Source organism: Mycolicibacterium phocaicum (assembly GCF_010731115.1).
GTDB classification, from domain to species: Bacteria; Actinomycetota; Actinomycetes; order Mycobacteriales; family Mycobacteriaceae; genus Mycobacterium; species Mycobacterium phocaicum.
In genome coordinates, this window is sequence record NZ_AP022616.1 from 5475780 (window position 1) to 5489030 (window position 13251).

General features: G+C 67.9%; 9 protein-coding genes and 2 pseudogenes. 7 read left to right on the forward strand and 4 right to left on the reverse strand.

Annotated features, from left to right (window positions below; translation table 11 throughout):
• Nucleotide 1: 1 nt before the first annotated feature.
• The gene (locus G6N46_RS26380; protein ID WP_407665153.1) at nucleotides 2-862 is read right to left on the reverse strand and encodes a purine-nucleoside phosphorylase; all 861 of its coding nucleotides are present in this window, start codon (nucleotides 860-862) and stop codon (nucleotides 2-4) included.
• Between the two features lies 1 nt (nucleotide 863).
• On the opposite strand from G6N46_RS26380, the gene G6N46_RS26385 reads away from it, so the two are divergent.
• From G6N46_RS26385 to G6N46_RS26395, 3 genes and pseudogenes are all read left to right on the forward strand, one after another.
• Nucleotides 864-2075 (forward strand): M20 family metallopeptidase, encoded by a 1212-nt coding sequence (locus tag G6N46_RS26385; protein WP_138250198.1) that lies wholly within the window; start codon nucleotides 864-866, stop codon nucleotides 2073-2075.
• Nucleotides 2072-3241: a M20 family metallopeptidase gene (locus tag G6N46_RS26390; protein ID WP_138250142.1), complete on the forward strand. Its 1170-nt coding sequence runs from the start codon at nucleotides 2072-2074 to the stop codon at nucleotides 3239-3241. The genes G6N46_RS26385 and G6N46_RS26390 overlap by 4 nt, the downstream gene beginning before the upstream one ends.
• A gap of 187 nt (nucleotides 3242-3428) precedes the next feature.
• Nucleotides 3429-4286, forward strand: a pseudogene (locus tag G6N46_RS26395) (hypothetical protein); the annotation flags it as partial.
• Between the two features lie 137 nt (nucleotides 4287-4423).
• On the opposite strand, the pseudogene G6N46_RS26400 reads toward G6N46_RS26395, so the two are convergent.
• Both G6N46_RS26400 and G6N46_RS26405 read right to left on the reverse strand, forming a co-directional pair.
• Nucleotides 4424-5778, reverse strand: a pseudogene (locus G6N46_RS26400) (IS1380 family transposase).
• 265 nt (nucleotides 5779-6043) lie between these two features.
• On the reverse strand, nucleotides 6044-6511 hold the full coding sequence (locus G6N46_RS26405) for a gamma-glutamylcyclotransferase family protein (RefSeq protein ID WP_138250121.1): 468 nt from the start codon (nucleotides 6509-6511) through the stop codon (nucleotides 6044-6046).
• 60 nt (nucleotides 6512-6571) lie between these two features.
• Between G6N46_RS26405 and G6N46_RS26410 the strand changes: the two genes are divergently transcribed.
• The 4 genes from G6N46_RS26410 (at nucleotide 6572) to G6N46_RS26425 (ending at nucleotide 11632) form a co-directional block, all read left to right on the forward strand.
• Nucleotides 6572-7987, forward strand: a complete 1416-nt coding sequence (locus tag G6N46_RS26410) for an NAD(P)H-quinone dehydrogenase (protein ID WP_138250120.1) — start codon at nucleotides 6572-6574, stop codon at nucleotides 7985-7987.
• A 73-nt stretch (nucleotides 7988-8060) separates the two neighbouring features.
• The gene (locus tag G6N46_RS26415; protein WP_138250119.1) at nucleotides 8061-9806 is read left to right on the forward strand and encodes a glycerol-3-phosphate dehydrogenase/oxidase; all 1746 of its coding nucleotides are present in this window, start codon (nucleotides 8061-8063) and stop codon (nucleotides 9804-9806) included.
• Nucleotides 9803-10657: a pseudouridine synthase gene (locus tag G6N46_RS26420; RefSeq protein ID WP_138250118.1), complete on the forward strand. Its 855-nt coding sequence runs from the start codon at nucleotides 9803-9805 to the stop codon at nucleotides 10655-10657. Before G6N46_RS26415 ends, G6N46_RS26420 begins: the two co-directional genes overlap by 4 nt.
• A 204-nt stretch (nucleotides 10658-10861) precedes the next feature.
• Complete coding sequence (locus tag G6N46_RS26425; protein ID WP_138250117.1) at nucleotides 10862-11632, forward strand: SDR family NAD(P)-dependent oxidoreductase; 771 nt, start codon at nucleotides 10862-10864, stop codon at nucleotides 11630-11632.
• A 6-nt stretch (nucleotides 11633-11638) separates the two neighbouring features.
• Here G6N46_RS26425 and G6N46_RS26430 read toward each other — a convergent pair whose 3' ends face one another.
• A complete protein-coding gene (locus tag G6N46_RS26430) occupies nucleotides 11639-12820 on the reverse strand; it encodes a geranylgeranyl reductase family protein (RefSeq protein WP_138250116.1) in 1182 nt (393 codons plus the stop codon).
• Between the last annotated feature and the right edge of the window lie 431 nt (nucleotides 12821-13251).

The following is a 13251-nucleotide window of genomic DNA, read 5'->3' on the forward strand; positions in this document are numbered from 1 at the left end:
GTCACAACCGCGCCAACACCTCGGCCAGCAGCGTCCCCATCCGCGTCGCGGACTGGCGTCCGGCTTCCAGCACCTCGGCGTGGCTGAGCGGCTCGCCCGTCATACCGGCGGCCAGGTTGGTCACCATCGAGATGCCCAGCACTTCCGCGCCGCCGGCGCGGGCCGCGATGGTCTCGTGCACCGTCGACATCCCGACCAGATCGGCGCCCAGGGTGCGCAGCATCCGGATTTCGGCGGGCGTCTCGTAGTGCGGACCCGGCAGACCGGCATACACGCCTTCGGTCAGCGTCGGGTCGACCGCGCGGGACAGTGCCCGCAGCCGCGGCGAATAGGCGTCGACGAGGTCGACGAACTGTGCCCCCACCAGGGGTGAGCGCGCCGTCAGGTTCAGGTGATCACTGATCAGCACCGGCTGGCCCACCGAATACTCCTCGCGCAGGCCGCCGGCGGCGTTGGTCAGCACCACGGTGCTCACGCCGACGGCGATGGCGGTGCGCACGGGGTGGACGACGTGCCGCAGGTCATGGCCCTCATAGGCGTGGATACGGCCCAGCAGGACCAGCACATTGCGGCCGCCGATCTGCAACGCCAGCGCCTGCCCGCCATGTCCCGACGCCGTCGGGGGAGTGAATCCGGGCAGGTCACCCATGGCGATGGTGGCTGTGGGCTCGCCGAGTACAGCCGCGGCCGGCGCCCAGCCGGAACCGAGCACGACAGCGACATCGAAGCCGGCGATTCCGGTGCGGTCACGGATGGCGGCGGCGGCCGCAGCGGCGGCGAAGTCAGGGGTGGCCTGCGGATCGGTCACGGCGTCCACCTTAGTTGCCGACCGCCGCCGAACGGGCCGGTGCGATACTTCCATGATGCCCACGGGAGACGCCCTGCAGACGGTCACCGATGCCGTCGCGCGTCACCGTGCCGATTTGATCTCGCTATCGCACTCGATCCACGCCGAGCCGGAACTGGCTTTCGCGGAGCACCGCAGCTGCGCCAAGACCCAGGCGCTCGTGGCCGAACGCGGCTTCCACGTCACCCCGGCCGCCGGAGGTCTGGACACCGCGTTCCGTGCCGACTACGGCAGCGGCGAGCTGGTGATCGGCATCTGTGCCGAGTACGACGCGTTGCCCGGCATTGGACATGCGTGCGGGCACAACATCATTGCCGCGTCGGCGGTCGGCACGGCGCTGGCGCTGGCCGAGGTCGCCGACGAGATCGGCATCACCGTGGCACTCATCGGCACGCCCGCCGAGGAGGCCGGGGGCGGAAAAGCGTTGCTGCTGAACGCCGGCGTGTTCGACGACGTCGCGGCATCGGTGATGCTGCACCCCGGTCCGGTGGACATCGCGGGAGCGCGGTCCCTGGCGCTGTCCGAGGTGTCGGTGGCCTACCGCGGGCGCGAGTCACACGCCGCCGTCGCTCCCTACCTGGGCATCAACGCCGCTGATGCGGTGACGGTCGCGCAGGTGGCGATCGGGTTGTTGCGTCAGCAGTTGACGCCCGGTCAGATGATGCACGGCATCGTCACCGACGGCGGTCAGGCGCCGAATGTCATTCCGGCGCATGCGGAATTGCTCTACACGATGCGGGCCACGGACTCGGCGTCGCTGGACGAGCTGGAAGATCGGATGTTCTCGTGCTTCGCGGCCGGCGCGCTGGCGGCCGGCTGCACGCACGAGGTGACCGAGGTGTCGCCGCGGTACGACGCGCTGACGCCCGATCCGTGGTTGACGACGGTGTTCCGCGCCGAGATGGAGCGGCTCGGCCGTGCGCCGCTGCCGATGGACCTGGAAGTGTCTGTGCCCCTTGGCAGTACCGACATGGGTAACGTCACGCGGGTGATGCCGGGGATTCACCCGGTGGTCGGGATCGAGGCCAACGGGGCATCGATCCACCAACCCGAGTTCACCGCGGCCGCAGCCGGACCGAGTGCGGACAAGGCCGTCGCCGAAGGTTCGATCATGTTGGCGCGCACCGTGGTTGCGCTGGCGCTGGCGCCTGACGAGCGGGCCCGGGTTTTGCAGAAGATGGCGGACCGGGCAGCGGTTCAGCAACAAGTGAAGGCAGGGCGCGGATGACCCTCTCGGACCACGCCGAGCACTGGCTGGCCACGAACTACGGTGACCTGGTCGGGTGGCGGCGGCATCTGCACGCCAACCCCGAGTTGGGCCGGCAGGAGTTCGAGACCACCAAGTTCGTCGCGACGCGACTGGCCGAAGCCGGGTTGAACCCGAAGATTCTGCCCGGCGGTACCGGCCTGACGTGTGATTTCGGCCCCGAGGACCGACCGCGGATCGCCCTGCGCGCCGACATGGACGCGTTGCCGATGGACGAGCGCACCGGCCTGCCGTTCGCCTCGACAGTCCCCAACGTGGCACACGCCTGTGGGCACGACGCCCACACCGCGGTGCTGCTCGGCACCGGGCTGGCGCTCGCGTCGGCGCCGACGCTGCCGGTCGGCGTGCGCCTGGTGTTCCAGGCGGCCGAAGAGCTGATGCCCGGCGGCGCGCTGGACGCGATATCTGCGGGCGCACTGGCCGGTGTGTCGAGAATCTTTGCGCTGCACTGTGATCCGCGACTCGAGGTCGGCAAGGTCGCCACCATTCCGGGGCCCATCACCTCGGCGGCCGATCAGATGGAGATCACCCTGCACTCACCGGGTGGGCATACGTCCCGCCCGCATCTGACGGGTGATCTTGTCTACGCGCTCGGTGCGCTGATCACGGGGGTGCCCGGCATCCTGTCGCGTCGCGTCGACCCGCGGCACAGCACCGTGATGGTGTGGGGCGCGGTCAACGCCGGTTTCGCCTCGAACGCCATTCCACAGACCGGAACCCTGGCCGGCACCATCCGCACCGCCAGTCGGGACGCCTGGGTGGAGATGGAATCGATTGTGCGCGAGATCGTTTCGTCGCTGCTCGCGCCGCTCAACGTCGATCACACGGTGCTGTACCGCCGTGGCGTTCCGCCGGTGGTCAACGAAGAATTGTCGACGCGGATCATGACGCACGCCATCGAGGCGCTGGGCCCGGACGCCCTGGCCGACACCAAGCAATCCGGTGGCGGCGAAGACTTCTCGTGGTACCTGGAAGAGGTGCCGGGAGCCATGGCGCGCCTGGGCGTGTGGCCCGGCGTCGGCCCGCAGCTGGACCTTCATCAGCCGACCTTCGACCTCGACGAACGTGCCCTCGGCGTCGGCGTCCGGGTCCTGGTCAACATCATCGAGCAGGCCGCTGCTTTTTAACCGCGAGCGGCCGTGTTTGTACCGCGACACGCCGCATTTCGCGTGCATTTCGGGGTCGCTCGCGGCCGACGAGCGCGACGAAAGTGCGCGTTGATCCGTCGGTCATGAAATTCCACAGTTCGTGATTGATCCACAGATCGCCTGAAGCGCCTTTCGGCCCGGCCCATTGACGCCGACCATCGGTGTCGTGAACGTCGACCTCGAAGCACTGCTCGACCGCCAGGAGGGCGTCGCAACCAGCGCGCAGATTCTGCAGACGCTGTCGCGCCGGGCCTTTGACGCGCACCTGAGAACAGGTGCGCTGGAACGTATTTGGCAAGGCATCTACTCGCGGGGTGCGCCCGACGATTGGACTCGTCTGCGTGGACTCGATCTCACAGCGGGCAAACCGGTGCCCGTGTGTCTCGGTACGGCGGCGGCGCTCTACGGATTCGACACCGAGGAGCCGAAGGACCTGCATGTGCTGAACCCGGTGGGTTCACATCTACGGCATGCAGACGGACTGGTGATCCACCGGCGCGACGGTGCCCCGATGGCAATCGCTCAGGGGCGGCCGGCTACTGCGCCGGCGTGGACAGCGATCGAAGTCGCGCGCTCGCTGCGCAGGCCACGTGTGCTGGCGACACTGGACGCCGCGTTACGTTCGGGAACCTGCGATCGGGTCGAGTTGTCGCGGACGGTGATCAAGCAGTCAGGGCGGCGCGGCATCGTCGTGGTCAGGGAGCTACTGCCTCTCGCTGATCCGGGCGCGGAGTCCCCGATGGAGAGTGAGGCACGTTTGGTGATGATCGACGGTGGCCTGCCGATGCCCGAACTGCAGTACGAAGTCGTCGACGGCCGGGGAAAACTGCGCCGGCTGGATTTCGCGTGGCCGCAGTACAAAGTCGCTGCCGAGTACGACGGTTTGGATTGGCACAGCGGAGCAGACGCGATGTTGGCCGACCGCGAGCGGACCTCGGCACTGATGGATGTCGGCTGGACCGCGATCTCGATGGTGTTCGAGGACGTCCGTTACCGCCCGGATGATCTCGTCGCGCGCATTAACCTCGATCTTTCATGTGGGTGGTGTCGGGGCCGAGGGCTGCTCGTTGGTTGGTGGATAAGTCGTTGGGCGGCAGGGGGTTCCGGCGTTGCTTATCGCCGGCGCTCCTGGTCCTTGGTTGTCGGGATGTGGGCGGGTGGTCAGGTGGTCTGTAGTGCGTGCCAGCCAGTTTCGATGAGGTCACTCCATGGCCATCCGTGGGGTAGGCGTAGGTAGCGGCGTCGGCCTGAGGTGATGATGCGTCCGGCCACGGCCAGCAGGCGCAGGCGTAGTCGTTTAGGTTCCCAACGTCTGGCGGGTTGCCCGGCGAATGCCAACACTTGAGTCCAGACCAACAGGTCAGCGGCCAGCAGGGTGATCTCCAGCCAGATCTGATTCTGAGCGAACCCGTGAAAGGGCAGATTGGTCAGCCCGGTGTCTTTGAGGTTGCGGATGCGATCCTCTGCCCGGGCGCGTTGGCGGTGGCGCACCTCCAGATCCGCGATCGACCAACCGACGGTGTTGGTGGCAAAGCAGGTGATGCGCCACCCGTTGTCGTCAGTGAGGCGCAGCTGGGCACCGGGGTGGGGACGTTCACGGCGAGCGATGACCCGCATCCCGGGCGGCCAGCCCCGCAGCGTGGTCGGTAGGTAGCGGGTCAGCTCGGCGACCTGGGCGCCCTCGCGCGGTGCGCCATCGCCATCGAGGGCTGCGCGCCATGCCTGCCGTGGCACCTTCGAGAGGGCTTCCACGATCGGGGCATGCCGTAGAACCCGATGCTGTACTGCAATCCCAACGCCGTGATGTGGTGCAGGAAATCTTTGACCCCGCCACCGGTATCGGTGCGCACCACCACGTTCGGTCGTTCGTGTTCGGGCAACTGGGCCAGCGCGGCATCGAGCACGGTGATGTGGTCAGCTGCGCTGTTGGAGCCGGCGCAGCCCGGCGCAGCAGCCCGGCGAGGGCTTCTCCAGATCCGGCGTCGCCGTGATCGACGAACGCGAGCATCGGGTGAAATCCATACCCGTACTTGAACGTCGGGTGGCCCCTGTTTGTCGCTGTGGGCGGTAACCAAAGTGGCATCCAGATCGATGATCACCTGATCGCCCACCGCGCCACCAACAGGCCGTCGACGGGCCCAGACCCGAGCACGGGCGGCGGCCCGCGCGGTGCCGATCGCTGCGATCACCGCATCGACGTCGCCACCGAGGGTGGTGATCAATCGGGACACGGTGGCATCGGAGGCCACGTGACCGAACACCTGCGGCTGGGCCCGCGCCACGGCGATGTCGGCGGCGCAGTCACCGCCCAACGCGACCGCGGTCGCCAGATCAATCAGAACCTTGGCCGGATCGTGGGTCGACCGCGGCGCCCGCCACGGCGCCAACGCCGCTGACATGGCCTTATCCAGTCCCGAACAGCGCACCGTCTGCCGCAGCAGAACACCACCGGCTGAGGAGACCAACTGTTCGCGAGTGGCATCAACCACCACAGCACCACCTGGGCTACGCTTCACCTACGGAGTGCCTTTCCGCTCGGAGTTACTTTGGACGTCGCAATCCCAAGTTTCCCAAGCAGGACAGGCACTTCCGTGCATTAACAGCCCGTGTCACCGACCAAATCGTGAAACATCGAGGTTAATGGGCAGTTTGGTCGCGCTCGCGCCGCGTGAGGGGCCCCGAATAGCACACGAAACACGGTGTGTCGCTGTACAAACACGGCCGCTCGCGGGAAAAGGGTTGCGCGGTCTGCGCGGGTTGCGCGGGCTGCGCGGGAAGTGACTACGGCCCGATGTTGCGGGAGGGGCGGGTGCGGAGGTGGTGGACGTAGTCGGCGGGGGCGCCGGCGATCTCGGCGGCCTCGGCCATGACGCCGAGGTAGCGCGCTGAGGGCAGGCCGCCCTCCCACGCGTCGACGACGTACATCCAGGCCAGCACCGGGTCGGTCGTGGTGTCCGACGACACCCGGTGCACCCGGCAGCGGATCTTCTTGTGGATCCCCAGCTCGGAGCCTTCCCAGCGGTCCAGGCGTTCCTCGTCCTCGCGGGTCATGTCGTAGAGCACGACGAAGACCTTCGAGAGCGGATCCTCGACCAGCGTCGCCAGCGCGCCCTCCCAGCCGATGTCCGCGCCGGCGAACGTCAGTCGCCAGCCGTGCAGCCACCCCGTGGCCGCCATCGGAGAATGAGGGGCCCGCTGAAGCATCTGCTCCGGATGCATGTTCGATCCGTAAGCGGCGTAGAGCGGCACCCGGCAAGCCTACGGCTTGTTGTCCGGCGACCAACACCCAACTCAGGGTTAGATGTAGCCGTGGCTACCCGCATCGTGATCATCGGCGGCGGTCCCGCCGGATATGAGGCAGCCCTGGTGGCCGCCGGTTATGGCCGTGAGGCGACCGAGGTCACCGTCGTCGACCGTGACGGCATCGGTGGTGCCTGCGTGCTCTGGGACTGTGTGCCGTCGAAAACCTTCATCGCGTCCACCGGGGTGCGCACCGAGCTGCGCCGCGCCGACGGGTTGGGCTTCGACATCAAGATCGAGGACGCCAAGATCTCGTTGCCGCAGATCAACAACCGCGTCAAGACGCTGGCGCGGAGCCAGTCGGTCGACATCGGCGGGCAGCTGCTGCGCGCCGGCGTCAACGTGGTGGCCGGCTGCGGCGAGCTCGTCGACAGCATCCCGGGCATGGCGCACCACCGGGTCAAGGTCACGACGCCCGACGGGCGGTCCGGCGTGCTGAAGGCCGATGTGGTGCTGATCGCCACCGGCGCGAGCCCCCGGGTGCTGCCCAACGCGGTGCCCGACGGCGAACGCATCCTGAACTGGCGTCAGCTGTACGACCTGACCGAACTGCCGGAGCACCTGGTGATCGTCGGCTCCGGTGTCACCGGCGCCGAGTTCTGCAACGCCTACACCGAACTGGGCGTCAAGGTCACGGTCGTGGCCAGCCGCGACCAGATCCTGCCGCACGAAGACTCTGACGCCGCCGCGGTACTGGAGGAGGTGTTCTCCGAGCGCGGTGTGACGTTGGTCAAGAACGCCCGCGCCGATTCGGTCGTCCGTACCGAAACCGGCGTCAAGGTCAGCCTCGCCGACGGCCGTGTCGTCGAGGGCAGCCACGCGCTGATGAGCATCGGTTCGGTCCCGAACACCTCGGGCCTGGGCCTGGAGAAGGTCGGCATCGAGCTCGGACCGGGCAACTACCTGACGGTCGACCGGGTGTCGCGCACCAAGGCGTCGGGCATCTACGCCGCCGGTGACTGCACGGGGCTGTTGCCGCTGGCCTCGGTCGCTGCCATGCAGGGCCGCATCGCGATGTATCACGCACTGGGTGAAGGGGTTTCGCCGATCAAGCTGCGGACGGTGGCCGCGGCGGTGTTCACCCGCCCGGAGATCGCCGCGGTCGGCGTGCCGCAATCGGCGATCGACGCCGGCACGGTTCCGGCCCGCACCCTCATGCTGCCGCTGAACACCAACGCGCGGGCCAAGATGTCGCTGCTCGAGCACGGCTTCGTCAAGATCTTCTGCCGCCCGGCCACCGGCGTGGTGATCGGCGGCGTCGTGGTCGCGCCGATCGCGTCCGAGCTGATCCTGCCGATCGCGCTGGCGGTGCAGAACCGGATCTCGGTGACCGATCTGGCGCAGACGCTGTCGGTCTACCCGTCGCTGTCGGGCTCGATCATCGAGACCGCCCGCCGGCTCATGGCTCACGATGATCTGGACTGACACACGAACCGGGCCGACCACGTAGGCTCGGTCACGCAAGGCCTACCGACGAGTAACCACGAGGAGTTCCGCCGTGAGTGACCCGATTCCCGGTCCGGGCAACGGTCAGACCCTGCTGAGCCCCGGGCAACGCGACACCGCGTGGAAGCGGTTGGGCTCCGAGCAGTTCGACGTCATCGTGATCGGTGGCGGTGTCGTCGGCGCCGGTGCGGCGCTCGACGCGGCGACGCGCGGGCTCAAGGTCGCCCTGGTCGAGGCACGCGACTTCGCCTCCGGCACCTCCAGCCGCAGCAGCAAGATGTTCCACGGCGGCCTGCGCTACCTCGAGCAGCTCGAGTTCGGCCTGGTTCGTGAGGCGCTGTACGAACGCGAACTGTCCCTGACCACGCTGGCACCGCACCTCGTCAAGCCGCTGCCGTTCCTGTTCCCGCTGACCAAGCGGGTCTGGGAGCGCCCCTACATCGCCGCCGGCATCTTCCTGTACGACCAGCTCGGCGGGGCGAAGTCGGTGCCCGCGCAGAAGCACCTGCTCAAGGCCGGCGCGCTGCGGCTGGCTCCGGGCCTCAAGCGCAGTTCGCTGATCGGCGCGATTCGCTACTACGACACCGTCGTCGACGACGCGCGGCACACCATGACCGTCGCCCGCACTGCGGCGCACTACGGCGCCGTCGTCCGCACCTCGACGCAGGTCGTGGCATTGCTCCGCGAAGGCGATCGCGTCACCGGTGTGCGGGTCCGCGACTCGGAGACCGGTGCGGTGACCGAGGTCTGCGGACATGTGGTGGTCAACGCCACCGGCGTGTGGACCGACGAGATTCAGGCCCTGTCGAAGCAGCGCGGCCGGTTCCGGGTCCGCGCCTCGAAGGGCGTGCACATCGTCGTCCCGCGGGACCGCATCGTCAGCGAAGTGGCGATCATCCTGCGCACCGAGAAGTCGGTGCTGTTCGTCATCCCGTGGGGCACGCACTGGATCATCGGCACCACCGACACCGACTGGAACCTCGACCTCGCGCACCCGGCGGCCACCAAGGCCGACATCGACTACATCCTCGGGCACGTCAACAAGGTGCTGGCCACGCCGCTCAACCATGACGACATCGACGGCGTCTACGCGGGCCTGCGCCCGCTGCTGGCCGGGGAGAGCGAGGAGACCTCCAAGCTGTCCCGCGAGCACGCCGTCGCGGTGCCGGCCCCGGGTCTGGTGGCCATCGCCGGCGGCAAGTACACCACCTACCGGGTCATGGGCGAGGACGCCATCGACGCGGCCAGCGAGTTCGTGCCGACGCGCGTGGCGCCGTCGATCACGGAGAAGGTGCCGCTGCTCGGGGCCGACGGCTACTTCGCGCTGATCAACCAGACCGAACACGTGGGCCAGCACTATGGTCTGCATCCCTACCGGGTGCGGCACCTGCTGGACCGCTACGGCTCGCTGATCGGCGAGGTGCTGGACATGGCGGCCGACAGGCCCGAGCTGCTGGAACCCATCACCGAGGCGCCGGTGTACCTGAAGGTGGAAGCCTGGTACGCGGCCGCGGCCGAGGGCGCGCTGCACCTCGAGGACATCCTGGCCCGCCGCATGCGGATTTCCATCGAGTACCAGCACCGCGGCGTCGACTGCGCCCGCGAGGTCGCGGAAGTCGTTGCGCCCGTGCTGGGTTGGAGTGCCGAGGACATCGACCGCGAGGTCGCGACGTACCTGGCCCGCGTCGAAGCCGAGGTGCTGTCACAGACGCAGCCCGACGACGAATCGGCAGATGCGTTGCGCGCGGCGGCTCCCGAGGCCCGTTCGGAGATCCTTGAGCCGGTTCCGCTCGATTGAGCCTGCCCGTCCGTCCCGGATACGAGGGGATCGGGCCTGCTCGGCTGCGGGTGCACGGCGGGCCGGTGCAGGCTGAGCTGCGGGCGCGGTTCGGCGACGACGCGGCCGCGAAAGTCCTTGCCGGCGAGGTGGTTTGCGCTGACGGGTCAGTGGTCGACGAGGCGACCGAGCTGCCGGCCGGTGCGTTCATCTACTGGTATCGGGACCTGCCCGACGAGGTCGTCGTGCCGTTCGACGTGCCGGTGCTGTACCGCGACGAGAACATCGTCGTGGTCGACAAGCCGCACTTCCTGGCCACCATGCCGCGCGGTGGGCACGTGGTGCAGACGGCCCTGGTGCGGCTGCGCCGGGCCTTGGGATTGTGGGAACTGTCCCCGGCGCACCGTTTGGACCGGCTGACCGCCGGCGTCCTGGTGTTCACCGCGCGACGCGAGGTCCGCGGGGCGTATCAGACGATGTTCGCTTCTGGCGGGGCGTCCAAGACGTATCTGGCGCGGTCGTCGGCCGGGACACTGACCGAGCCCGTCGAGCTGCGCAATCGAATCGTGAAGCGGCGCGGGTCTTTACAGGCCGTCATCGAGCCCGGTGAGGTGAATGCGGTGACGCTGATCGAGCCCTTGGGTTCCGGGTTGTTCCAGCTGACGCCCGCGACCGGCCGCACCCATCAACTGCGGGTGCACATGAACTCACTGGGGCTGCCCATTGACGGGGATCCGTTGTACCCCACGGTGCTCGACGTCGCCGCCGGTGACTTCTCGACGCCGCTGCAGTTGTTGGCGCACCGGCTGGCGTTCGTCGATCCGGTGACCGGTGTGGAGCGGGAGTTTGTCAGCGGGCGCGAATTTCAGTAGTCCGTCGCCTCTCCCTTGGCATGTTCGATCTGAAGCCGTCAACTTTCCCTGACGCGTCAAGGAAAGTCGACCGCTCCAAATCGCAAGTGCCGCAGGAGAGCCGACACGCCGCCGGGTGACACGCCGAGATTCGCTTGGCGCATTGTGCCCGCTCAATGGTGCGACCCGGTCGGCACCGCAAAACCCTGTGATCTACTGCTAGCCATGGACCGCACCACATTTGACCGCCTGTTCGACATGACCGACCGCACCGTCATCGTGACCGGCGGGACGCGCGGTATCGGCCTCGCCATGGCCGAGGGGTTCGCGCTGGCCGGCGCCAATCTGGTGGTCGCCAGCCGTAAGCCCGACGCGTGCGAGGCCGCGGCTGAGCACCTGCGCGGTCTGGGTGGCAAGGCGATCGGCGTGCCCGTGAACATGGGCAACCTCGACGATCTCGATCGGCTGGTCGAGGCCACCGTCGCGGAGTTCGGCGGCCTCGATGTACTGGTCAACAACGCGGCCAACGCACTGGCTCAGCCGCTGGGGGAGATGACGCCCGAGGCGTGGGCCAAGTCGTACGACGCCAACCTGCGTGGACCGGTGTTCCTGGTGCAGAAAGCGTTGCCGCACTTGAAGGTAAGCCCGGCCGCCGCGGTCCTGAACATGGCATCGATCGGTGCCTTCCAGTTCGCGCCTTTCGTGTCGATGTACGCCGCGGGCAAGGCGGCGCTGCTGTCGTTCACCCGCTCGATGGCAGCCGCCTACGCGGCCGACGGCATCCGGGTCAACGCCATCGCGCCCGGCCCTGTCGACACCGACATGGTGCGCAACAACCCGCAGGCGGCCATCGATGCGATGGCCGCCAACACGCTGCTGAAGCGCCTGGCCAGCCCCGACGAAATGGTGGGCACGGCGCTGCTGTTGTGTTCGGGTGCAGGCAGTTACATCACCGGGCAGGTCGTCATCGTCGACGGCGGCGGGACGCCGCGGTAGGCGCCGTCAGTACGTGTGCAGGGGGCCGTACGACTTCCCGTACATCACCCGGAGGGCGCCGTCGCGGACGAATCCTTTGTCGAGGAGCTTGATGCCCGTGTTCGGAATGGCCGGGATACCGGCGAGCTTGTGGCCGAAGCGGCCCATCCGGTACTCCCGGCCCCAAGCAGCCTCCAGACGCCGGGTGTAGTTGGTGAAGTCGTCGGGGCCACCGTTCTGCAGGGCCGCGGTGACGCATTCGCCGGCGACCAGGCCGGCCTCGAGCGCCTTCGAAATGCCCGCTCCGGAAACCGGTTTGGCGGCACCGAGTGCGTCGCCGGTGAAGACGACGCCCGGACGCCACGGCGGCCACGCGGTGAAACCCATCGGCAGCCGCCACGCCCGCACGCTCTTGCTCTTCTTCAATTCCGCGATCGATGGCAGCTCCCACTCATACCGCAGCGACCGCAGGAATTCGCCGAGTAGCTGCGTGGCGTTGATGGCTTGCCAGTTCCGGTAGCAGTTGACATAGCCCACGCCGATGTTGAGCACACCATTGCCCATCGGGAACACCCAGCCGTAGCCGGGCAACTGATCGCCCTGGAACTGCAGCTTGAGGTAGATGTCGAGCGAATCGGTGTCGGGCCGGTTGGTGTGCATCTCCGCGCGGATCGCGATGGCCGAGTAGCCGTTGTACTCCGAATCGATGTTCAGCGCGCGCTTGACGGGCGAGTACGCGCCGTCGGCGGCGACGACGGCGTCTGCGGAGATCTTCTCCCCGCTCTTGAGGACCACGCCGACCACCCGGCCGTCGGCATCGAGTTCAGGTCCCGCCACTTCGGCACCTTCGCGTACCTCTGCGCCGGCCTTTTCGGCGTGCCTGAGCAATACCGTGTCCAAATGCGTACGGCTGGCCGTATGTCCGTGATCGGGCATGCCGGGGCGCCGCGGGAAGGACATCTCCCATCGGCTCGGGCTGAACACCGTGACGCGGTCGACCCGGTGGAAGGTGGCGACTTCGTCGGCCAGGCCCATCTTCTGCAGGTAACTGACGGCGCGGGCGGTCAGTCCGTCGCCGCAGGGTTTGTCGCGGGGAAACTCGGCCTTGTCGACGACCAGCACCTTGGCGCCCACCCGCGCGGCCTGCCAGGCGGCGGCGGAGCCCGACGGACCACCACCGGCGACGACGACGTCATACCGCTGTGCCATCGTTTCCCGCCCCGTCCGTCCCGAAGTGGCTCCAGTTCATCAGCTTTCGTGCGGAGCCGCCAGGTGACCAACTTACCGATGCGGGTCGTCGACTTTCAGGCTGTCCCCGCTGTTCGAGATGTTCCCGGCCGACGTGTCGCGCGCGTCCCGGTAATCCGGGCGTACCGGGGCTACCGTGGATGGCGTGGCATCCATCTTCGGCGACTCGCATCTGAAGAACGTCCGCCTGGTCACCCCGCAGACCACGAAGGGCTGCCAGGACTGCATCGCGGCCGGCACCCGCTGGGTGCACCTGCGGCTGTGCCTGACATGCGGTCCGTCGGGTGCTGCGATTCGTCGCCGATGCGCCGTGCCAGTGCCCATGCGAAGACGCCGGGCCGCGAGATCCAGCACTCCATAAGGCTTAGTACTGTCGGTTGGATGCCTCGGAG

Coding starts and splice junctions, on each gene's coding strand:
- G6N46_RS26430 (WP_138250116.1), bottom strand. CDS start 12,820: ATGGCACAGCGGTATGACGTCGTCGTCGCCGGTGGTGGTCCGTCGGGC.
- G6N46_RS26380 (WP_407665153.1), bottom strand. CDS start 862: ATGGAAGTATCGCACCGGCCCGTTCGGCGGCGGTCGGCAACTAAGGTG.
- G6N46_RS26425 (WP_138250117.1), top strand. CDS start 10,862: ATGGACCGCACCACATTTGACCGCCTGTTCGACATGACCGACCGCACC.
- G6N46_RS26390 (WP_138250142.1), top strand. CDS start 2,072: ATGACCCTCTCGGACCACGCCGAGCACTGGCTGGCCACGAACTACGGT.
- G6N46_RS26385 (WP_138250198.1), top strand. CDS start 864: ATGCCCACGGGAGACGCCCTGCAGACGGTCACCGATGCCGTCGCGCGT.